The sequence below is a fragment of the Nocardioides sp. HDW12B genome (genome assembly GCF_011299595.1).
Taxonomy (GTDB): domain Bacteria; phylum Actinomycetota; class Actinomycetes; order Propionibacteriales; family Nocardioidaceae; genus Marmoricola_A.
The window spans coordinates 1361768-1382869 of record NZ_CP049867.1 but is presented as its reverse complement, the minus strand read 5'-3'; the positions used below and the strand labels follow the sequence as shown (position 1 = coordinate 1382869).

Here is a 21102-nt window from a genome sequence, read left to right as displayed (position 1 = left end):
GTGCCCTCGACCCGCGGCGGAGGTAGCCTGACCCCGTGTTCTCCCGACGAAGCTCCGGCTCCACGACCGCCCCGGCCAGCACGACGACCGCAGGCGCGACGGCCTCCACCGGCTCGTCGGGCGTGGGTGAGAAGAAGGGCCGCCCGACCCCGACCCGTCGCGAGGCCGAGGCCGCCGCGCGGGCCCGTGCCAAGGCCGCCCTGGACCCCAAGGCCTCGCGCAAGCAGCAGCGCCAGTTCCAGATGGAGAAGAGCCGCACGATCCGGCAGGGCATCAAGGACGGCGACGAGCGCTACCTCCCCGCCCGCGACCGCGGCCCGGTGAAGCGCTTCATCCGCGACTACGTCGACCACCGGCTGTGCATGGCGGAGTTCGCGATGCCGCTGCTGCTGGCCAGCCTGCTGCTGTCGGCCTCCGGCGTCGTGGCCGCCGGCAACGGCATCATGAACGCCACCCTCGTGGTCGTCGTGCTCGACTCGGTGCTGCTCCGCTTCCGGCTGCGCCGCGAGCTCAAGCGACGCTTCCCCGACGAGAGCCACAAGCGGACCACGCTCTACGCCCTGATGCGCTCGCTCCAGCTCCGCTTCATGCGCCTGCCGAAGACCCAGGTCAAGCTGGGTCAGGCGCTGCCCGCGCACTACCGCTGAGCCCCGTGGGGGTTTCGCCCTCCGACGCCCTGGCTACGGTCGAGGGATGAAGACACGAAACCTCGGGGCCAGCGGCCTGAAGATCAGCGAGATCGCCTACGGCAACTGGCTCACCCACGGCTCCCAGGTGGAGGCCGACGCCGCCACCGCCTGCGTGCACGCCGCCCTCGAGCACGGCATCACCACCTTCGACACCGCCGACGTCTACGCCAACACCGCGGCCGAGACCGTCCTCGGCGAGGCCCTCAAGGGCGAGCGCCGCGAGGGTCTGGAGATCTTCACCAAGGTCTACTTCCCCACCGGCCCGGGAGCCCACAACGACCACGGACTGTCGCGCAAGCACATCCGCGAGTCGATCGAGGGCTCGCTGCGCCGCCTGCAGACCGACCACGTCGACCTCTACCAGGCACACCGCTACGACTACGAGACGCCGCTCGAGGAGACCATGGAGGCCTTCGCGGACGTCGTGCACTCCGGCAAGGCGCACTACATCGGCGTGTCCGAGTGGCGGGCCGAGGAGATCCGGGCGGCGCACGAGCTGGCCCGCGAGCTCCACATCCCGCTGGTGTCCAACCAGCCGCAGTACTCCATGCTCTGGCGCGTCATCGAGGACGAGGTCGTCCCCACCAGCCGCGAGCTGGGCATCGGGCAGATCGTCTGGTCACCCATCGCCCAGGGCGTCCTGACCGGCAAGTACAAGCCGGGTGAGGACCTCCCGGCCGGGTCCCGTGCGACGGACGAGAAGGGTGGCGCCGACATGATCAAGCGCTTCCTCGACGACGACGTCCTGTCGCGCGTGCAGCAGCTGGTGCCCCTGGCCGAGGAGGCCGGCTTGTCGATGGCGCAGCTCGCGGTGGCCTGGGTGCTGCAGAACGACAACGTCTCGGCCGCGATCATCGGCGCCTCGCGACCCGAGCAGGTCGCCGACAACGTCGGCGCCTCCGGTGTCGTCCTCGAGGACGAGCTGATGAGCAAGGTCGACGAGATCCTCGGCGACCGCGTCGAGCGCGACCCGGCCAAGACCCAGTCGCCGGCGACGCGCGACTTCGGCTGACCGGACCTCAGCTGCCCGCGGGGCGCAGGCTCATCGGGCCGTAGACCTCGCGGTCACCGTCCATGAGCACGACCTGCTCGACACCGGCGTCGAGCAGATCGCGCCAGGTCTCCCCCACCCAGGTCTCGGCGTCGCTCTGGGACGGGAAGCGCGGCTGGTCGGCCTCACCGCCGTCCGCCGGCGCGACGGTGCCGCCCGCGGAGTCCTCGCGCCGCCACCACCAGGTCGACTGCGCCGAGGGACGGTCCGAGCCGAACGCCGATTCCATGCCGATGCTCATGGGCCCACCGTAGTCGGCGGCGCCGACGGACCGGTGCTCAGCGCACGGACGGCTGCACGAACGGCGGCTTGGTGACCACGAAGATCTCCCGGCGCCCCCGGACGTCGACGGCGACCTCCGCCCCGTCGGTGACCTGCGCGTCGATCAGCGCGAGCCCCACGCTCGTGCGGAGCGTCGGGGAGAAGGTGCCGGAGGTGACGGTGCCGACCGGGACGTGCTCGGAGAGCATCACCCGCATGCCCGGTCGGGCGATGCCGCGGCCCTGGGCCACCAGCCCGCGGAGCACCCGCGCCGGGCCGGCCTCCTTCTGCGCCAGCAGCGCGTCGCGCCCCCAGAACGCGGGCTTCTTCCAGCCCACGGCCCACCCGAGACGGGCCTCGACGGGGCTGATGTCGAGGGAGATGTCCTGCCCGTGCAAGGGGTAGCCCATCTCGGTGCGCAACGTGTCGCGAGCACCGAGGCCGCACGGCAGCACGCCGTACGCCGCGCCGGCCTCGAGCAGCGCGTCCCACAGCGCCGGCGCCTGCTCGGCGCCGACAATCAGCTCGTAGCCGCGCTCGCCGGTGTAGCCGGTGCGACAGACGGTGACGGGCACGCCGTCCAGCTCAGCGACCTGGAAGCTCATGTAGTCGTGGCCGGCGGGCAGGCCGAGCGCCGCCAGCGTCTCGTCGGAGGAGGGCCCCTGGACGGCCAGCACGGCGAGGTCGCGGTGTCGGTCGGTGACGGTGACCCCGGCGGGCGCCGACTCCGTCAGCCGGCGCGCCACCTCGGCGCTGTTGGCGGCGTTGGGCACCAGGCCCACCTCGTCGTCGGCGTACCGGTAGGCGATGAGGTCGTCGACGACGCCGCCGCCCTCGTCGCAGCACAGGGTGTACTGCGCCCCGCCCGGACCGACGCGGTCGAGGTCGGCCGAGAGCGTGCTGTTGACGTACGCCGCCGCGCCCTCGCCGGAGACCATCAGCTTGCCGAGGTGGCTGACGTCGAAGACGCCGACCCGCTCCCGGACCGCGGCGTGCTCCTTGAGCACCCCACCGTTGCCGTACTCCAACGGCATCTGCCAGCCCCCGAAGGAGGCGAGCTTCGCGCCGAGGGCGACGTGGCGGTCGTGCAGCGGGGAGGTCAGCTCGCTCATGGGTCGAACCTACTGCTCACCGCTCCCCACTAGCATGCGCGGGTGACCTCCTACATCCTCCGCAAGGCCGCTGCCGACCGCACCGGAGCCGACGCCCTCGTCGTCGGTGTCCTCTCCTCGGGCTCCTCGGGCTCGTCGGGCCGGGGACCGCAGATCGCGCCGGGCGGCGAGGCCGTCGCCGACGCCTACGGCAAGAAGCTCAAGCCGCTGCTGGCCACGCTCGGCTTCACCGGCAAGGCCGGTCAGGTCGCCACCGTCCCCACCAACGGGGTGGTCAAGTCGCCGCTGCTGCTGCTCGTCGGCCTGGGCGAGGAGGCGACCACCACCGCCGTACGCCGTGCGGCCGGCACCGCGGCACGCGCCGTCACCAACGCCACCTCCGTCGCGCTCGCGCTGCCCTCCGACGACCCGGCGCTGGTGCGCGCCGCCGCGGAGGGCTTCGCGCTCGGCGGCTACGACTTCGACACCTACCGCACCTCCGACCCCGCGGACCGGCCCAGCGACGTCATCGTGCTGTGCGAGGGCGCCCGCCGCGCGGAGTACGTCGAGGCGCTGCGGACGGCCGAGGTCGTCGCGGCGGCCGTGGCGCGCACCCGCGACTGGGTCAACACCCCGCCCGGCGACCTGACCCCGGCCGTCTTCGCCGACGCCGTGGCAGCCACGCACGCCGAGCTCGGCGGTGCCACCGGCAAGCGCGGGAAGAACGCCACCGGCACAGCGGCGGTCACGCTCACGGTCTGGGACGACTCCGAGCTCGCCGACGCCGGCTGCGGCGGCATCCTCGGTGTGGGCCGCGGCTCCGACGCCCCGCCCCGGATGGTCCGGCTCAGCTACGAGCCGCAGGACGCGACGGCCCACCTGGCGCTGGTCGGCAAGGGCATCACCTACGACTCGGGCGGTCTGTCGATCAAGCCCGGTGCCTCGATGACGACGATGAAGATGGACATGGCGGGGGCGGCCAGCGTCGTCAACGCCGTCCTCGCCATCGCCGAGCTCGAGCTGCCGGTGCGCGTGACGGCGTTCGCGCCGATGGCGGAGAACATGATCTCCGGCCGCGCCACCCGCCCCGGCGACGTGCTGACGATGTACCGCGGCAAGACCGTCGAGGTCCTCAACACCGACGCCGAGGGCCGCCTGATCCTGGCCGACGCGCTCGGGCACGCCGTCGAGGCCGAGCCCGACCTCGTCGTCGACGTCGCCACCCTGACGGGCGCCTGCATGGTGGCCCTGGGCGACCGCGTCAGCGGCCTGTTCGGCAACGACGACGCCGCCCTGGCCCGCTTCGAGGAGGCCAGCGACCGCGCCGGCGAGGCCTTCTGGCACCTGCCCATCCCCGACGAGTTCGGCGAGAAGGTGCGCGGCAACTCCAAGATGGCCGACCTCGCGCAGCACAACGCCGAGCGGTGGGGCGGGGCGTCGTACGCCGCTGCGTTCCTGCGCGAGTTCGTCGACGAGGTGCCGTGGCTGCACCTCGACATCGCCGGCCCCGCCTACAACGACAAGTCCGCCTACGGCCACGTCACGGCCGGCGGCACGGGCGTGTCCGTCGCGACCCTGGTTGAGCTCGCGCGCGACCTGGCCGACGCCCCGACCGACTGACCGGGCTGACCGGGCTGACCGGGCTGACCGGGCTGAACCGTCAGGACGGCTCGGAGCCGCCCTGCTTGCGGGCCTGGCTCTGGCGCCGGTTGTAGGCACGCATGCGCTCGGGGTAGCCGACCACGGCGGCGTCGTACGACGGCATGCCCTGGTCGTTGCAGAAGGAGTGCGCCCACTGCACCGAGGGCACCCGCCGCCGGGTCCACTCCCCGTCGTGCGCGACGAGCAGCATCGTGATGTCGCTGATGGCGGTGCGGGGCTCGACGAAGCCCTCCACCCCGCGGCGGCTCTTCGCGAACTCGACGAGGTGCGCCTTGTCGGCCGAGTCCGAGCCGCGCACCGTCGTGAAGCCGCCGTTGCGCGGACGGCGCTTCTTCCCCCGCAACCTGTCGAGCATTCCCATGGGCATCAGTGTGACCTATTCGTGAAAGGTGCAAGGATGGTCCGGACCCCGACAGCCGGGACCCGGGCCCGGTGCTGTGGCGACACCCAGTGCGCAGCTGGATCGCAGCGCCCCCGACCTCTCACGCAGAGCGCAGAAGGAGCGAAAACACCGCATGGCGACTCCCGTCAACCTCCCCGAGCTGGGCGAGTCCGTGACCGAGGGCACGGTGACCCGCTGGCTGAAGTCGATCGGCGACGAGGTCGCCGTGGACGAGCCCCTCCTGGAGGTCTCGACCGACAAGGTCGACACCGAGATCCCCTCCCCCGTCGCCGGCACCCTGCTGGAGATCAAGGTCGAGGAGGACGAGACCGTCGAGGTCGGTGCCGAGCTCGCCGTGATCGGTGACTCCGACGAGGCCGGTTCGGACGACAGTGGCTCCGACGACTCGGCCGACGCCGACGAGTCCGACGAGTCCGACGAGTCCGACGAGTCCGACGAGTCCGACGAGTCCGACGAGTCCGACGAGTCCGACGAGTCCGCGGACGACGAGGCCGAGCAGGCCGACGACGCCGAGGACGAGAGCGCCGACGAGGACGACACCGACGACGAGCCGGCTGAGAAGCCCGCGTCGTCCGGCGGCGGCTCGAAGGGCGGCTCCGGCGGCGGCCAGGCGGTCGTGCTGCCCGAGCTGGGCGAGTCGGTCACCGAGGGCACCGTGACCCGGTGGCTGAAGTCCGTGGGCGACGACGTGGCCGTGGACGAGCCCCTGCTGGAGGTCTCGACCGACAAGGTCGACACCGAGATCCCCTCCCCCGTCGCCGGCACCCTGCTGGAGATCAAGGTCGAGGAGGACGAGACCGTCGAGGTCGGTGCCGAGCTCGCGATCGTCGGCGACGGCGAGCCGTCGTCGAGCGGATCGGACGACGCCGAGCCCGAGCCCGAGCCCGAGCCGGAGCCCGAGCCGGAGCCCGAGCCGGAGCCGGAGCCGGAGCCGGAGCCCGAGCCGGAGCCGGCGAAGGACGAGCAGAAGGCCTCCGCGAAGGAGTCCGCCAGCGAGCCGAAGACCGACGAGAAGGCCCCGGCGCCGTCGAAGGTGACGCGCCAGGAGACCGGCCAGGAGCGTGGCGGGTCCTCGTCGTCCGGCTCGAGCCGCTCGTCCTCGGACGGCGACGCCTACGTCACGCCGCTGGTGCGCAAGCTCGCCCAGCAGCACGGGGTCGACCTCAGCGACGTCGAGGGCACCGGTGTGGGCGGTCGCATCCGCAAGCAGGACGTCCTCGACGCGGCGAAGGCCGCCGAGAAGGGCGCCGAGAAGCCGTCCGAGGCCCCGGCCGCGGCGGCCGCACCGGCTGCCTCCGGTGGGGGCTCGGCGAAGGCGCCGGAGCCCAGCCCCCTGCGCGGACGCACCGAGCCGCTGAGCCGGCTGCGCAAGGTCATCGCCAAGCGCATGGTCGAGTCGCTGCAGGTCAGCGCCCAGCTGACCACCGTGGTCGAGGTCGACGTCACGAACATCTCGCGGCTGCGCGACGCCCACAAGGCGGAGTTCGCGGCGCGCGAGGGCGTGAAGCTCTCGTTCATGCCGTTCTTCGCCAAGGCGGCGATCGACGCGCTCAAGGCGCACCCGTCGCTCAACGCGCGCATCGACACCGAGGCCGGCGAGGTCACCTACTTCGACCACGAGAACGTCGCGGTCGCGGTGGACACCGAGAAGGGCCTGCTCACCCCGGTCATCAAGAACGCCGGCGACCTCAACGTGGCCGGCCTGGCGCGCAAGATCGCCGACGTGGCCGAGCGCACCCGGTCGAACAAGATCGGACCCGACGAGCTGTCCGGCGGCACGTTCACGCTGACCAACACCGGCAGCCGGGGCGCGCTCTTCGACACCCCGATCATCAACCAGCCGCAGGTCGCGATCCTGGGCACCGGCACCGTCGTCAAGCGTCCCGTCGTGATCTCCGACCCGAACCTGGGCGAGACGATCGCGGTGCGCCAGATGGTCTACCTGGCCCTGACCTACGACCACCGACTGGTCGACGGCGCCGACGCCGCTCGCTTCCTCTCGGAGGTCAAGGAGCGCCTTGAGGCCGGATCGTTCGAGGTCTGACGGAAGGACCCATGCAGTTCCTGATCGCCGGCGCGTCCGGCTTCCTCGGTCGCGCCTGGACGGAGTCGTTGCGGGCCCAGGGTCACCGGGTGGTGACCCTGGTCCGCCGCGACCCGTCAGGCCCCGACGAGTCCCGCTGGGACCCGAGCGCCGGGCGCCTCGACACGTCGCTGGTGGAGTCCGCCGACGTGGTGGCGAACCTGGCCGGCGCCGGGCTCGTGCACGTCCCGTGGAACGAGTCCTACCGGCGCACGTTCCTCGAGAGCCGGACCACCACCACCCGCACGCTCGCGGAGGCGGTGGCCGCGTCGCAGCGCCGCCCCTCGTTCCTCGCCCAGAACGGCATCTCGGGCTACGGCGACCGTGGTGCGACGACGATCACCGAGCACTCCCCGACCGACGCCGAGGGCTTCATGGCCGACGTGACGCGGCAGTGGGAGGAGGCCGCGGCCCCGGCCGTCGACGCCGGTGTCCGGGTGGCGGTCATGCGCACGGCCGTGGTGCTCAGCAAGCGCGGTGGCGCCCTCAAGACGATGCTCCCCGCCTTCAAGGCCGGGGTGGCGGGTCCGTTGGGTCCCGGGACGCAGTACTTCGCGACGATCTCGTTGACGGACTGGCTGGGTGCGGCGACGTACCTCGCCCACTCCGACGGCGCGAGCGGTGCCTACAACCTCACCGGGCCCGAGCCGTCGACGAACGCACAGTTCACCGAGCAGCTGGCCCAGGCGCTGCACCGGCCGGCGAAGATCCGCGTGCCGTCGTTCGCGCTGCGCAACCCGCTCGTGGGGCCGATCGGCGGCGAGGTGCTGGCGTCACAGCGCATCGAGCCGCAGCGGCTGCTCGACGAGGGCTTCGCCTTCGCCCACAACGACATCCACGACCGGATCACGGACGCTCTGCGCTGATCGGCCGCGCCCCGTCGTCCCGGCGCCGGGACCTCACCCGGCGGTGACGCGCCCGACCCGCCAGCCGGTCGTCGAGCGCACCAGCGTCACCACGCGTGCGTGGAGGTCGGGGCCCGCACCCGGATCCGCCTCGCTCAACCGCAGGCGCACGCGGTCGGCGGCCCTCTCCTCCACCGCGGCGTCGACGATCCGTGGGGTCGTGCCGTCGACCGTCCAGCCGCGAGCGACGTACCTCTCCAGCAGCGCGACGTCGCGCCGACCGGCGACCGACCGACCGGTGTAGAGACGCGCCAGCGACGCGGCGTCGCCGCGCGCCCAGGCGCGTTCGCGTCGCGCGTCCCAGCGGTGCAGCAGCCGGAGCGCCTCGACGGTGGCGCGCCGCTCGCGGAGCTCGCTGCTGCGGGGCGGGCGCGTCCCGTCGGCGCGGGACGCGTCAACGGCCGCTGCCGGCGCCCCCGCCGGAGCCTGCGCCGTCGACCTGTCGGCCCCGGGGAGCTCGACGACGCCGAGCTGCAGCGCGACCGCGGCGCCGACGAACGCCCCGGCGAGCGACGAGGCGGCAGCGACAGCGTGGGACGAGGGGCGCATCGAGGCATCCTGACCCGCGACCGGCCCCGCCCGCTCGCTCTCTCCACAGGCGTAGGCTCGGCGCCGTGAGCGAGACGCGAGGCGACCTGCAGCTCCGCACCGTCGGCTTCGGCGCCGACGCCGTGCCGTACGTCGAGGCCTGGGACCTGCAGCGCGAGGTCCACGCCGGCGTGGTCGGCGGCGGCACCGACACCGTCCTGCTCCTCGAGCACCCGCCCGTCTACACCGCCGGCAAGCGCACCGAGCCCCACGAGCGACCGACCGACGGCACCCCCGTCGTCGACGTGGACCGGGGCGGCAAGATCACCTTCCACGGCCCGGGTCAGCTCGTGGGCTACCCGATCGTGCGCCTACCCGGCCACGTGTACGTCGTCGACTACGTCCGCCGCCTCGAGGAGGCCCTGATCCGGGCCTGCTCCGACCTGGAGGTGACGACGGCCCGTGTCCCCGGTCGCAGCGGCGTGTGGCTGCAGGCGGACGCGAGCGGCCCCGAGCGCAAGGTCGCCGCCATCGGCATCCGGGTCGCCCAGGGCGTGGCGATGCACGGGTTCGCGATCAACTGCGACGTCGACCTCGGGTGGTACGACCGCTTCGTGCCCTGCGGCATCAGCGACGCCGGCGTGACCACCCTGAGCCAGGAGTGCGGGCGGCGGGTCGGGGTCGAAGAGGTCGCTCCGCTGGTGAGCACCCACCTGCGCGAGCTGCTGGCCTGGGAGCCCTACGAGCGGACGCCCGACTACGAGCCGCGTCCCGAGCCGGGGCGCCGGACGTCACCGGGTCCGACCGTGCGTGTCCCGGTCCTCAATCCCCACCGCTGAGCACCGGCTGCGGCAGAGTGGGACGGGCATCGCGGCTCACCTCGAGCCCCGCCCCCGTGGCGTCCACCCACGACCGGAACGAGCCATGACCGACCACGTCATCGAGACCGACGGGCTCCGCAAGGAGTTCCGACGCGTCCGCGGCGGCAAGCACGTCGCCGTCGACGACCTCGCCCTCGCCGTGCCCCGCGGCGGCGTCCACGGCTTCCTGGGTCCCAACGGCTCCGGCAAGACCACGACGATCCGCATGCTGCTCGGGCTGTCGCGGCCCACGGCCGGCTCGATGCGCCTGCTCGGCGAGGAGGTCCCGCGCCGGCTGCCGGCGGTGATGGACCGCGTCGGCGCCATCGTCGAGGAGCCGAAGTTCCTGCCGACCTTCACCGGTCGCCGCAACCTCAGCCTGCTGGGACGCTCCATCGGCGTCCCCCGCTCCCGCGTCGACGAGGTGCTCTCCGAGGTCGGGCTCGAGGGTCGCGACGGTGACCGCTACCGCACCTACTCCCTCGGCATGCGGCAGCGCCTCGCGATCGCCGCGGCACTGCTGAAGTCGCCGGACGTGCTGATCCTCGACGAGCCGACCAACGGCCTCGACCCCGCCGGCATCCGCGACATCCGCCAGCTGGTGCGCGACCTGGGCGCCTCGGGCGTCACGGTGCTGCTGAGCTCGCACATCCTCGCCGAGGTCCAGCAGGTCTGCGACTCCGCGACCATCATCGGCAACGGCCGCGTGCTGTCCTCGGGCAGCGTCGAGGAGCTGGTCGGCCGCGAGACCGCCCCCGGGGTGCGCGTCCGTGTCAGCGAGCCCGAGCGGGCGCGCCACCTGCTGGAGGACGCCGGCCTCGCGGTTACCCCCGACGGCACCCGGCTGTACGTCGAATGCGTGCAGGACCCGGCCCGGATCACCCAGGTGCTCGCCGAGGCCGGCCTGTTCGTCAGCGAGCTGGTCCCCGACCGTGCCGACCTGGAGCAGGTGTTCCTGCGCCTGACCGGCGGCGAGGGCCTCCCGCCGTCCGGCCGCACCGACGAGAAGGACCGGCCATGAGGGCGCTGCTGGTCGAGCTGAGCCGCTGGCGCAGCCGGCGCGCCGTCGTCGCGCTGGTCCTCGTCATGCTCGGGCTGACCTTCGTGGTGCTCGCCGCGGTCGTCTACGAGACCCGCCCGCTGACCGGCGCCGAGATGACGCGCGCCGAGCAGCGCTTCGAGCGCGAGCAGGCCGACGCCCTCCCCCAGATCGAGGAGTGCCGCGAGGACCCGTCCCAGTTCTTCGGCGGCCCGGTCGACCCGGACGAGTGCGAGACGCTCGGCCCCCAGCTGGAGTACTTCACCGCGCGACCCGTCCTCGACGTCGCCGAGACGGTGCGGACCACCGCTCCCGGCATCGGCATCCTGCTGGCGGCGATCTCGGTGCTCGTCGGCGCCACCTTCGTGGGCGCCGACTGGGGCAGCGGGTCACTGACCAACCAGCTGCTGTTCCGTCCCCGTCGGCTGCGGATGTGGCTGGCCAAGGCGGCCGCCGTGACGCTGGGCACCAGCCTCGCCGCGACCGTGGCGGTGGTCGGCTTCTGGGCCGGGGTGGTCGCCGTCGCGGAGGCACGCGACATCGCGGTCACCGAGCCCCTCTGGCGGGGCATCGTGCTGACCTCGTTGCGCACGCTGGCCCTGGTGGCCGCGGCCGCCCTCGGCGGCTACGCGATCACCATGTGGCTGCGCCGCACGAGCGGCGCGATCGGCGCCATGTTCGGCCTCACCGTGGTCGTCGAGCTGCTCGCACTGACGCTGCCGTTCGAGCGGATGACGCAGTGGTCCCTGCTCAACAACCTCACGGCCTGGATCGGCAACGGCACCGAGGTCTACGACGAGAGCATCTGCGGCGCCGGAGGGGCCTTCCGGGACGGGTGCGACCCCACCTACGTGCTCACCCTGGAGCACGGGGCGGTCTACCTCGGGGTGCTGCTGCTCCTCGCCGTGGGCGTCTCGCTGCTCTCGTTCACGCGCCGCGACATCTCCTGACCCGCACGTCCCCGGAGGACCGGACCGACAGGCGTCGTCGATTCGGGACGGGCTTGCTCGCGGCGTACGATCGGGCTCGTGACTTCCGATCTCGAGCGACGTCCTGAGCGCAACCCCGAGCGCAGTGCTGCCCGCCCCAGCGCGGGCTCCGCCGCCCCCGAGGGGCGCAAGCTGCTGCGCCTCGAGGCGCGCAACGCCGAGACGCCGATCGAGCGCAAGCCGGAGTGGATCAAGACCCGCGCGCGCATGGGGCCGGAGTACACCGAGCTCAAGGCGCTGGTGAAGTCCGAGGGACTGCACACGGTGTGCCAGGAGGCCGGCTGCCCCAACATCTACGAGTGCTGGGAGGACCGCGAGGCGACGTTCCTCATCGGCGGCGACCAGTGCACCCGGCGCTGCGACTTCTGCCAGATCGACACCGGCAAGCCGCAGCCGCTGGACCGTGACGAGCCGCGCCGGGTGGCCGAGAGCGTGCAGAAGATGCAGCTGCGCTACGCCACCATCACCGGCGTGGCCCGCGACGACCTGCCCGACGGCGGCGCCTGGCTGTACGCCGAGACCGTCAAGCAGATCCACGAGCTGAACCCCGGCACCGGGGTGGAGAACCTCATCCCGGACTTCAACGGCGACCCCGACCAGCTCCGCGAGGTCTTCGAGTCCCGTCCCGAGGTGCTCGCCCACAACGTCGAGACCGTGCCGCGGATCTTCAAGCGCATCCGCCCGGCGTTCCGCTACGACCGCTCCCTGGCCGTGCTGACCTCGGCGCGCGAGTTCGGCCTGGTCACCAAGTCCAACCTGATCCTCGGCATGGGCGAGACCCGCGAGGAGATCTCCCAGGCGCTGCGCGACCTCCACGACGCCGGCACCGAGCTGATCACGATCACGCAGTACCTCCGCCCGTCGCCGCGCCACCACCCGGTCGAGCGGTGGGTCAAGCCCGAGGAGTTCGTCGAGATGGCGACCGAGGCCGAGGAGATCGGGTTCGCCGGGGTGCTCTCGGGCCCGCTCGTGCGCTCGTCGTACCGCGCCGGACGCCTGTACCAGCAGGCCCTCGACCGACGTGGAGACCTCGGCGCGCAGCGCCCGGTGCAGGCCGTAGGATCCTGACCCATGGCACGTGAGAAGTCCGGCAAGCCCGGCAGGATCAAGCAGATCCGTGAGGCCTACCGCCTCACCAAGCCCGGGGACCCCCGCCTCGGTCTGATCCTGCTGGGGACCTTCGTCTTCGCGGCGCTGGTCGGCACGGCGCTGATGATCCTGATCCCGCCGGACTTCCTGGTCCTCGACATCGTCGTCGGGGTCATGTTCGGACTGCTCGGCACGCTCATCGTCTTCGGACGCCGCGCCACCAAGAGCCAGATCAAGCAGATCGAGGGAAAGCCCGGCGCCGCGCTGGCCGTGCTCCGTGTGCTGCGACGCCGCTGGCGCACCGACGAGATGATCGCGTTCACCAAGCAGCAGGACGTCGTGCACCGGCTCACCGGTCCGCCCGGCATCGTCCTGCTCGGCGAGGGTGACCCGCAGCGGGTCAAGCAGCTCATGACGGCCGAGCAGCGACGGCACCAGCGCGTGGTCGCCGACGTCCCGGTGCACCAGGTCGTGGTCGGCAACGCCGAGGGCCAGATCCCGCTGGGCAAGCTGGCCCGGCACCTGACGAAGATGAAGAAGCAGATCACCCCCGCGCAGATGACCGACATCGTCGCCCGGCTGCGCGCCATCGACGCCTCCCGCCCGGCCGTCCCGCTGCCGAAGGGCCCCGTGCCGACGAGCATGAAGGGCATGCGCGGCCAGATGCGTGGCCGCTGAGCCGTCGCTGCGCTCAGGGACCCTGACGTGCGACCGCGGGCAGGGCGATGCCCCGGTAGGGACCGTGCTCGATGCGCGTCGTGACGATGGTGTCGTCACGCAGCGCCTCGATCCGGACCAGTTCCTCCCCGTCGAAGGTCAGCTCGTAGTCGGTGGTGGCGTCGATGCCCGGGGGGAGCACCTCGTCGGGGGACAGCCACCTCCGGGTCGGCAGGGTGAAGGCCACCGTGTCGCCCGTGCCGTCGGGGTCGAGGTCGATGTCGCTCATCTGGTCGGCCACCTCGTCGATCCCGTCGGTCCAGGCCGGGAGGCTGTCCGCGCCCGGCCCGTTGACGGCCTCGACCACGTCGAAGGTCTCGCCGTTGACCTCCACGAACCGCGGTGACTCCGAGGGCGGCAGCCCCGACCCAACGTACGCCCCGGTCGCACCGTTCATCGCGAAGCGGAAGCGGTCGACGCCGTCGGGCGCCTGCAGCCGCCACGACGACGTGTGCTGCGCGATGGTCTCGCGCAGGTTGCCCTCGCCGCGAGCCGTGGCCACGTAGGTGCCCGTCGAACGCGTGGTGAACGTGTAGCTCGACGGGTCGTCGAAGGACAGGTCCAGGCGGCGCAGCAGGGCGGCGAGCATGGCCTCACGGGGGTCGCCCTCGGCCGAGTAAGCCGACGAGGACGTCTCCGTCGCCTCCGGGGTCGGCGAGTCAGCGCCCGAGCAGCCGGCGAGAAGCACGGTGGCGACGAGCGCGGCGAGCCCCGCTGCGGTCGACGTACCGGACCGCGCCGCGCCGGCGCGCCGTCCCCCCGTGAGCCTCATGTGACAACGGTATGAGAGCGGCGGGGCGCTGTCAGGCGGTCGCGCTCGTCCCCCGCCGTCGCGGACCGGACGCGTGGCGCCTCCACCGGCTGGGTAGATTTCACAGGGTCCGCGACCGGGAAACCGCCCCGCTCGGGCAATCCGCTCCAGCGAGAGGCACGAACCATCCACATGACCACCACCCCTGGCTCCGCCGTGCCGGAGCGCCCCACCGTGGCGGTCGTGGGCGCCGGCGTCTCCGGACTCAGCGCGGCGCACGCCCTGCAGGCGACGCACCGCGTCACGCTGCTCGAGGTCGAGAGCCGGCTCGGGGGCCACGCCCACACGCACACCGTCGACCTCCCCGGCGGCAGCCAGGTGCCCGTGGACTCCGGGTTCATCGTGCTCAACGACCGCACCTACCCGGGCCTGCGCCGCCTCTTCGCCGACCTCGGGGTTGCCACGCGCCCCACCGAGATGAGCATGAGCGTGACGTGCGCCGGCTGCGGCCTCGGCTACGTCGGCGGGCGCTCGGCCCGCGGCATCTTCGCCCAGAAGCGTCGCGTCGTCGACCCGCGGTTCTGGCGCCTGCTGCTGTCGGTCCGGCGCTTCCAGAAGGCGGCCCTCGAGCTGCTGGAGACCGGCAGCGACCTGTCCTACGGCGAGTTCCTCGAGCGCGAGGGCTTCAATCCCTTCTTCGTGCAGCACTACGCCCTGCCGATCGTCTCCTGCGTGTGGTCGATGGGCCACGAGGAGGCGCTGGGCTACCCGGCGGCGTACCTCTTCGCCTTCCTGCGCAACCACGGCTTCCTCGTGCTGCGCGACGCTCCGACCTGGCACACCGTGGTCGGCGGCTCCCGGGCGTACGTCGAGGCCGTGGCGGCCCGGCTCGACGTCGTGCGCACCGACGCCCGGGTGACCGGCGTGACGCGGACCGCGGACGGCGTCCGCGTGGAGACGCGTGCACCCGACGGCTCGACGGACGCCGCCACCTACGACCAGGTCGTGGTGGCCACCCACGCCGACACCGCGCTCGAGATGCTGACCGAGCCCACGGAGGACGAGCGCCGCGTGCTGGGGGCCTTCGGCTACTCCACCAACCGGACCTTCCTGCACCGCGACGAGTCCTTCCTGCCCGCGCAGCACGCCGTGCGCGCCAGCTGGAACTACCGCCTCGACAGCTGCGACGCGGTCGAGGACCGGACCCGCGTCTCCTACTGGATGAACCGGCTCCAGGGCCACCCGGGGCAGGCGCCGCTCGTGGTCACGCTGAACCCCGGCGACGACGCGCTGCCCGGCGAGGTCATCGCCGAGATGAGCTACCAGCACCCGACCTACACGACCGAGTCGGTGGCCGCCCAGCACGAGCTGCCGGCGCTCAACGACGGACGTGTCGCCTTCGCCGGCGCCTACCACGGGTGGGGCTTCCACGAGGACGGCTGCCAGGCCGGCCTGCGCGCGGCCGCCTCGCTCGGCGCGGTCACGCCCGACCTCCCGCCGCGGGACGGGGACGTCCTCGCCACACGCGACGAGCGCGACGACCTGGTCCGGGCGGCCCGGTGACCCTCGCTCCCCCGTACGTCGTGAAGGCGACGGTCGCGCACCGGCGCACCCGTCCCTTCGACTACACGTTCTCGCACCGGACCACGCAGTGGCTGGTCGACGCCGGCGACCCCGACGCCGGCATCCCGCGGCGCTGGCGCTGGCTGGCCAGCATCCGGGCCTCCGACCACCTCGGCACCCGCGGCGCGTCGCTGCCGGAGAAGCTGCGGGTGCTGCTCGACGAGCAGGAGCTGTCCTGGAGCGCCGACCGGGTGCTGGTGCTGACCAACGCGCGCACCGCCGGCTACGTGTTCAACCCGCTGACGACCTACTTCGTCTTCGCCGCCGACGGCGCGCTGGAGGGCATCCTCGCCGAGGTGCACAACACCTACGGCGAGCGTCACGTCTACCCCCTGACGGCCGAGACCGCGTCGGGCGGCACGACCACCGACAAGGACTTCTATGTCTCGCCCTTCTTCGCGGTCGAGGGGCGCTACGACATCCGGGCCCGGCTCACCGACGACCGCGTCTCGGTGGCGATCACCCTGACCCAGGGCGACGAGCAGGTGTTCACCGGCTCGGTCGTCGGCCGTCTCCAGCCGGCCACCCGGCGCACGGCGCTGCGCGCGCTGCTGCGCGACCCCCTGGCCTCCCAGCGCGTCAGCGCGCTCATCCGTTGGCACGGCGTACGCCTCTGGCTGCGCCGCCTGCCCGTCGTCTCGCGCCCCCCGCACCGGGCTCCGAAAGGAATGGCATGACCAGCACCCAGCCCCACTTCGACGTCACCGACTCGTTGACCTCCGGCGAGACCGCCCAGGCGCGGCCCGTGCCGGAGGCTCCCACCTACGGGCCGCGGGCCCGCGCGGCGAAGTTCGCGCTGCGCCGCATCCTGCGCAAGGTGCCGGTGGCCCTCGACCTCGCCGACGGCACCCACTTCGGCGGTGACAGCAGCGCCCTGCCGCGGCTGGTGCTGCACGACGACAAGGCCTTCTTCGCCCGTCTCGGCCACTCCCCCATGATCGGTCTCGGCGAGGGCTACATGGCCGGCGAGTGGGACGTCGCACCCGGCACCGACCTCGCCGACGCGCTCACGCCCTTCGCGGAGCGGCTGACCGACCTCATCCCGCCGACGTTCTACCGGATGCGGCACGTCGTTCTCCCGCAGATGCTGAGCTCGGAGGAGAACACCAAGGACGGCTCGCGCAAGAACATCCACCGGCACTACGACCTGTCCAACGAGATGTTCGCGCTGTTCCTGGACCCGTCGCTGTCCTACTCGTCCGCCCTCTTCGACACCCTCGACCCGGCGCCGACGCAGGCCGACCACGAGGGCGCCCAGCTGGCCAAGATCGACGCCGTGCTCGACGCCGCCGGGGTCACCGACGGCACCCGCCTGCTGGAGATCGGCACCGGCTGGGGCAGCCTGGCCATCCGGGCCGCCGAGCGCGGCGCGCAGGTCACCTCGATCACCATCTCGGCCCAGCAGGCCGAGCTCGCCCGCGAGCGCATCGAGGCGGCCGGCCAGACCGAGCGGGTCTCGGTCGAGCTGCGGGACTACCGCGACCAGGAGGGCACCTTCGACGCCGTCGTCAGCGTCGAGATGATCGAGGCGGTCGGGGAGAAGTACTGGCCCACCTACTTCGCCAAGATCGACGAGGTGCTCGCCCCCGGTGGCAAGGCCGCGATCCAGGCCATCCTCATCGAGCACCACCGGATGGTGGCCACGCGGAACACCTACACCTGGATCCACAAGTACATCTTCCCCGGCGGGCTGCTGCCCTCGACCGAGGCGATCGAGGACGTGCTGGGCCGCCACACCACCCTGCACACCAGCGACGTGAAGGCGATCGGGCCGCACTACGCCCACACGCTGCGGCTGTGGCGCGAGCAGTTCCTGGCCAACTGGGTCGAGGTCGAGGCCCTCGGCTTCGACGACATCTTCCGCCGGATGTGGGAGTTCTACCTCGCCTACTGCGAGGCGGGCTTCCGCAGCGGCTACCTCGACGACGCCATCATCACCATCGAGCGTCCCGCCTCCCCCGCGGTCTGAGCGGTCCGACGTGGGCCTGCGCGCCGACGCGACGGCGTGGTTCCTGCAGCGCTCGGCGTCGCGCAGCGCGCGGTACGGCGACGCGCTGCGCTTCTCCGGCACCGACCTGCCCGACCCGACGCGCCTGACGGTGCCGACGCGTCGCGGCGAGGTGACGTGCTGGGTCTACCGACCGCCCGGCGACCCGGTCGGCGCCTACGTGCACCTGCACGGCGGTGCGTTCCTCATGCGCTACCCGCAGATGGACGACTTCTTCTGCCGCCACGTCGCCGCCGAGTGCGGGCTCGTCGTGGTCAACGTCGACTACGACGTGGCACCGCAGAAGCGCTACCCGGTGGCGCAGGAGCAGGCCCACGACGTGCTGGCGTGGGTGGCGCACCACCCGAGTCGGTTGGGCGTGCCCGGCCTCGACGGGTGGGCCGTCGTGACGGTCGGCGGCTTCAGCGCCGGTGGCAACCTGGCGGCCTCCGCCGCCCTCCAGGCCCGCGACCTCGCGTCGTGCTCACCGCGGCTGCAGGTGCTGGGCGTGCCGTCGCTCGACGTCGCCGAGGACGCCCGGGCCAAGACGTCGGTGCTGGGCCGGCCCATGGTCGGCCCCGACCTGCTGGCGCTCGTGCGGGCGACGTACTTCAAGGACGCGGCGCGGCGGGCCGAGCCCTACGCCTCACCGTTGCTCGCGCCCGACGTGTCGGGCCTCCCCCCGACGGTGCTGCTGACCGCGGAGTACGACGCGTTGCGCGCCGAGGGCGACCGCTACGCCGTACGGCTGGAGGAGGCGGGGGTGCCGGTGACGCACCGGGTCGTGCCGCGGCGCGACCACTACTTCCTCGACGGCGACCGGACCCAGGCGCGCGCGACCCTCGACGTGGTGACGGACGCGCTCAGCGCCGCTGTCCGCTAGCGCCTGGGCTGCGTCGGCGGCCCGGCGTCAGCGCTTGAGCGCGATCGTGCCGACCACGAGGTCGTGGATGCCGCGACGGTCGGGGTTGAAGACCACCGGCGGGACGACCAGGCAGATCAGAGCGGTGCGCACCATCGCGTTGAGGATGCTGATCGGACGACCGTCGAGGCGCGCGATGCCGACACGCACCGCGAGCTGGCCGAACGAGCCGCCCACCAGGCCGGTGAAGAGCGAGACCTCGGTGAAGAAGACGGCGAGCGTCAGCCACTCCTGCAGCAGGCTGGTGCCGGTCACGTCGATGAGCACGTAGGCCACGAACGACGAGGCGAACCAGTCGATGAAGAGGGCGCCGATGCGTCGGCCCCAGCCGGCGGCCGACCCCGGTCCGGTCTCCGGCAGGCCGAGGCGGTGGCCGGGGTACTGGCTGTCGCTCGGGACGCGCTGGGAGCTCATGGACCGAACCTATCGGGACGCGCGTGATCCGGTCCGACCTGTGTGCTCGGCGTAACACGCGCGAAACACGTGGGATACGGTCGGGAAACTGGCGCTGCATACCTTCAGCGGCAGTGGTGCAGCGTCGCATCGGTTGGCTCCCGCCCAAAACCCCACGCACACGCAAGACCCGGATCGAGACTCCGGTGTCGAGGAGGACGAATGTTCGCGAACAGCGATGAGCTGCTGAAGTTCATCAAGGACGAGGGCGTCGAGATGGTCGACGTCCGTTTCTGTGACCTGCCGGGGATCATGCAGCACTTCACGGTCCCGGTCTCGTCGTTCGACCAGTCGGTCTTCGACGACGGGCTGAACTTCGACGGCTCCTCGATCCGTGGCTTCCAGGCCATCCACGAGTCCGACATGTCGCTGTTCCCCGACCCGACCACGGCGTACCTCGACCCGTTCCGGGCCGCGAAGACGCTGGTGGTCAACTTCTTCATCCACGACCCGCTCACCGGCGAGGCCTACAGCCGCGACCCGCGCAACATCGCGCGCAAGGCGATGGCCTACCTGTCGAGCACCGGCATCGGCGACACCGCGTTCTTCGCGCCCGAGGCCGAGTTCTACGTCTTCGACAACGTGCGCTTCGAGACCAAGGCCAACGCCGGCTACTACGAGATCAACTCCTCGGCCGGCGCCTGGAACACCGGTGACGCCTTCGAGAACGACAACCGCGGCTACAAGGTGAAGTACAAGGGCGGCTACTTCCCCGTCGCACCGACCGACCACTTCGGCGAGCTGCGCGACGAGATGGTCATCGAGCTGGAGAAGTCCGGCCTCGTTGTCGAGCGTGCCCACCACGAGGTCGGCACCGCGGGCCAGGCGGAGATCAACTACAAGTTCGACGAGCTGCTCAAGGCCGCCGACGACGTCATGAAGTTCAAGTACATCATCAAGAACACCGCGTGGCGCAACGGCAAGACGGCGACCTTCATGCCCAAGCCGATCTTCGGCGACAACGGCTCCGGCATGCACGTGCACCAGTCGATCTGGAACGACGGCTCGCCGCTGTTCTACGACGAGACCGGCTACGGCGGCCTGTCCGACGTCGCCCGCTACTACATCGGCGGCATGCTCAAGCACGCCCCGTCGCTGCTGGCCTTCACCAACCCGACGGTGAACTCCTACCACCGTCTGGTGCCGGGCTTCGAGGCGCCGATCTCGCTGGTCTACAGCCAGCGCAACCGCTCGGCCTGCGTGCGGATCCCGATCACCGGCACCAACCCCAAGGCCAAGCGCGTCGAGTTCCGCTGCCCCGACCCGTCGGCCAACCCCTACCTCGCCTTCTCGGCGCTGCTGCTGGCCGGCCTCGACGGCATCAAGAACAAGATCGAGCCGCCGGCCCCGATCGACAAGGACATCTACGAGCTGCCGCCGGACGAGATGGCCGAGATCGACCAGGTGCCGACGTCGCTCAACGCGGTGCTCGACAACCTCGAGGCCGACCACGCCTTCCTCACCGAGGGCAACGTCTTCACCCCGGACCTGATCGAGACCTGGATCGACTTCAAGCGCACGCAGGAGATCCTGCCGGTGCAGATGCGTCCGCACCCGCACGAGTTCGAGCTCTACTACGACATCTGATTTTAGGGTTTTCGCCCTCTGTCAGTAGTGGCCGAGAACGGCCTCTGACCTGGGAAAACGTCTTTCGAAGTCTTCCAGCGTCAGGGGCTGTTTTTCGTTGTTCTGCGGCCCCAGTGCGGCCCAGACTCGGGCCGTGTGCGGCGGTCGAGGTGTCACACCTGGTGTGTATGACACTCTCCGTCCGCTTCCCCGACGAGCTGATCGCGGTGATCCCGCACCTGCTCGGTTTCAAGCCCGAGGAGTCGCTCGTCTTCCTGCCGATGGGCTCCGACCTGCCGGCGGCAGCATCTGGAGTACCTGTCCTCGGGAACTCGGTTCCTCGCGGAAGCAATCGTGCTCGGTCGACTCGGACGACTGCCCGCACGGACTGTGCAGTCTCTCCACGCGGCTGGCACAGACGTCCAGGCGTTCG

General features: G+C 71.9%; 21 protein-coding genes. 15 read left to right on the top strand and 6 right to left on the bottom strand.

Annotation, left to right across the window (positions count from 1 at the left end):
* Window positions 1-35 precede the first annotated feature (35 nt).
* Complete coding sequence (locus G7072_RS06530) at window positions 36-647, top strand: DUF3043 domain-containing protein (RefSeq protein WP_240917173.1); 612 nt, start codon at window positions 36-38, stop codon at window positions 645-647.
* Between the two features lie 46 nt (window positions 648-693).
* Window positions 694-1701, top strand: coding sequence for an aldo/keto reductase family protein (locus tag G7072_RS06525; protein ID WP_166084799.1), 1008 nt, complete (start codon window positions 694-696; stop codon window positions 1699-1701).
* A gap of 7 nt (window positions 1702-1708) precedes the next feature.
* Here G7072_RS06525 and G7072_RS06520 read toward each other — a convergent pair whose 3' ends face one another.
* Together G7072_RS06520 and gcvT are read right to left on the bottom strand one after the other, a co-directional pair.
* Window positions 1709-1981, bottom strand: coding sequence for a hypothetical protein (locus G7072_RS06520; RefSeq protein ID WP_346766220.1), 273 nt, complete (start codon window positions 1979-1981; stop codon window positions 1709-1711).
* 37 nt (window positions 1982-2018) lie between these two features.
* Window positions 2019-3113 carry a glycine cleavage system aminomethyltransferase GcvT gene (gene gcvT / locus G7072_RS06515; protein WP_166084798.1) on the bottom strand — a complete coding sequence of 365 codons (1095 nt, stop codon included), beginning with the start codon at window positions 3111-3113 and terminating at the stop codon, window positions 2019-2021.
* A 42-nt stretch (window positions 3114-3155) separates the two neighbouring features.
* Between gcvT and G7072_RS06510 the strand changes: the two genes are divergently transcribed.
* The gene (locus tag G7072_RS06510; RefSeq protein ID WP_166084797.1) at window positions 3156-4712 is read left to right on the top strand and encodes a leucyl aminopeptidase; all 1557 of its coding nucleotides are present in this window, start codon (window positions 3156-3158) and stop codon (window positions 4710-4712) included.
* Window positions 4713-4752: 40 nt separating this feature from the next.
* Here G7072_RS06510 and G7072_RS06505 read toward each other — a convergent pair whose 3' ends face one another.
* Window positions 4753-5115 carry a hypothetical protein gene (locus tag G7072_RS06505; protein ID WP_166084796.1) on the bottom strand — a complete coding sequence of 121 codons (363 nt, stop codon included), beginning with the start codon at window positions 5113-5115 and terminating at the stop codon, window positions 4753-4755.
* Window positions 5116-5269: 154 nt separating this feature from the next.
* Between G7072_RS06505 and sucB the strand changes: the two genes are divergently transcribed.
* Both sucB and G7072_RS06495 read left to right on the top strand, forming a co-directional pair.
* A complete protein-coding gene (sucB, locus tag G7072_RS06500) occupies window positions 5270-7201 on the top strand; it encodes a 2-oxoglutarate dehydrogenase, E2 component, dihydrolipoamide succinyltransferase (protein ID WP_166084794.1) in 1932 nt (643 codons plus the stop codon).
* A gap of 11 nt (window positions 7202-7212) precedes the next feature.
* On the top strand, window positions 7213-8106 hold the full coding sequence (locus tag G7072_RS06495; RefSeq protein ID WP_166084793.1) for a TIGR01777 family oxidoreductase: 894 nt from the start codon (window positions 7213-7215) through the stop codon (window positions 8104-8106).
* A gap of 33 nt (window positions 8107-8139) precedes the next feature.
* Here G7072_RS06495 and G7072_RS06490 read toward each other — a convergent pair whose 3' ends face one another.
* Window positions 8140-8694 (bottom strand): hypothetical protein, encoded by a 555-nt coding sequence (locus tag G7072_RS06490; protein ID WP_166084792.1) that lies wholly within the window; start codon window positions 8692-8694, stop codon window positions 8140-8142.
* Between the two features lie 65 nt (window positions 8695-8759).
* Here G7072_RS06490 and lipB point away from each other — a divergent pair, with 65 nt between their 5' ends.
* The 5 genes from lipB (at window position 8760) to G7072_RS06465 (ending at window position 13328) form a co-directional block, all read left to right on the top strand.
* Window positions 8760-9512 carry a lipoyl(octanoyl) transferase LipB gene (gene lipB, locus G7072_RS06485; RefSeq protein ID WP_206063308.1) on the top strand — a complete coding sequence of 251 codons (753 nt, stop codon included), beginning with the start codon at window positions 8760-8762 and terminating at the stop codon, window positions 9510-9512.
* An 85-nt stretch (window positions 9513-9597) separates the two neighbouring features.
* Window positions 9598-10554, top strand: coding sequence for an ABC transporter ATP-binding protein (locus G7072_RS06480; protein WP_166084791.1), 957 nt, complete (start codon window positions 9598-9600; stop codon window positions 10552-10554).
* Entirely contained in the window at window positions 10551-11522 is a 972-nt protein-coding gene (locus tag G7072_RS06475) for a hypothetical protein (protein ID WP_166084790.1), read from the top strand. Before G7072_RS06480 ends, G7072_RS06475 begins: the two co-directional genes overlap by 4 nt.
* Window positions 11523-11693: 171 nt before the next feature.
* Complete coding sequence (lipA, locus tag G7072_RS06470) at window positions 11694-12629, top strand: lipoyl synthase (protein WP_166089773.1); 936 nt, start codon at window positions 11694-11696, stop codon at window positions 12627-12629.
* 3 nt (window positions 12630-12632) lie between these two features.
* Entirely contained in the window at window positions 12633-13328 is a 696-nt protein-coding gene (locus tag G7072_RS06465; protein WP_166084789.1) for a DUF4191 domain-containing protein, read from the top strand.
* Window positions 13329-13341: 13 nt separating this feature from the next.
* On the opposite strand, the gene G7072_RS06460 is transcribed toward G7072_RS06465, so the two are convergent.
* Window positions 13342-14139 carry a hypothetical protein gene (locus tag G7072_RS06460; RefSeq protein ID WP_166084788.1) on the bottom strand — a complete coding sequence of 266 codons (798 nt, stop codon included), beginning with the start codon at window positions 14137-14139 and terminating at the stop codon, window positions 13342-13344.
* A 171-nt stretch (window positions 14140-14310) separates the two neighbouring features.
* On the opposite strand from G7072_RS06460, the gene G7072_RS06455 reads away from it, so the two are divergent.
* The 4 genes from G7072_RS06455 to G7072_RS06440 are packed head-to-tail and all read left to right on the top strand — an operon-like array spanning window position 14311 to window position 18611.
* Window positions 14311-15681, top strand: a complete 1371-nt coding sequence (locus G7072_RS06455) for an FAD-dependent oxidoreductase (RefSeq protein WP_166084787.1) — start codon at window positions 14311-14313, stop codon at window positions 15679-15681.
* Entirely contained in the window at window positions 15678-16418 is a 741-nt protein-coding gene (locus tag G7072_RS06450) for a DUF1365 domain-containing protein (protein WP_166084786.1), read from the top strand. The genes G7072_RS06455 and G7072_RS06450 overlap by 4 nt, the downstream gene beginning before the upstream one ends.
* Window positions 16415-17710 (top strand): cyclopropane-fatty-acyl-phospholipid synthase family protein, encoded by a 1296-nt coding sequence (locus G7072_RS06445; RefSeq protein ID WP_166084784.1) that lies wholly within the window; start codon window positions 16415-16417, stop codon window positions 17708-17710. The genes G7072_RS06450 and G7072_RS06445 overlap by 4 nt, the downstream gene beginning before the upstream one ends.
* A 10-nt stretch (window positions 17711-17720) precedes the next feature.
* Complete coding sequence (locus tag G7072_RS06440; protein WP_206063307.1) at window positions 17721-18611, top strand: alpha/beta hydrolase; 891 nt, start codon at window positions 17721-17723, stop codon at window positions 18609-18611.
* A gap of 27 nt (window positions 18612-18638) precedes the next feature.
* On the opposite strand, the gene G7072_RS06435 is transcribed toward G7072_RS06440, so the two are convergent.
* Window positions 18639-19064 (bottom strand): RDD family protein, encoded by a 426-nt coding sequence (locus G7072_RS06435; protein WP_166084783.1) that lies wholly within the window; start codon window positions 19062-19064, stop codon window positions 18639-18641.
* A gap of 201 nt (window positions 19065-19265) precedes the next feature.
* Here G7072_RS06435 and glnA point away from each other — a divergent pair, with 201 nt between their 5' ends.
* A complete protein-coding gene (glnA, locus tag G7072_RS06430; protein ID WP_166084781.1) occupies window positions 19266-20690 on the top strand; it encodes a type I glutamate--ammonia ligase in 1425 nt (474 codons plus the stop codon).
* Window positions 20691-21102 lie beyond the last annotated feature (412 nt).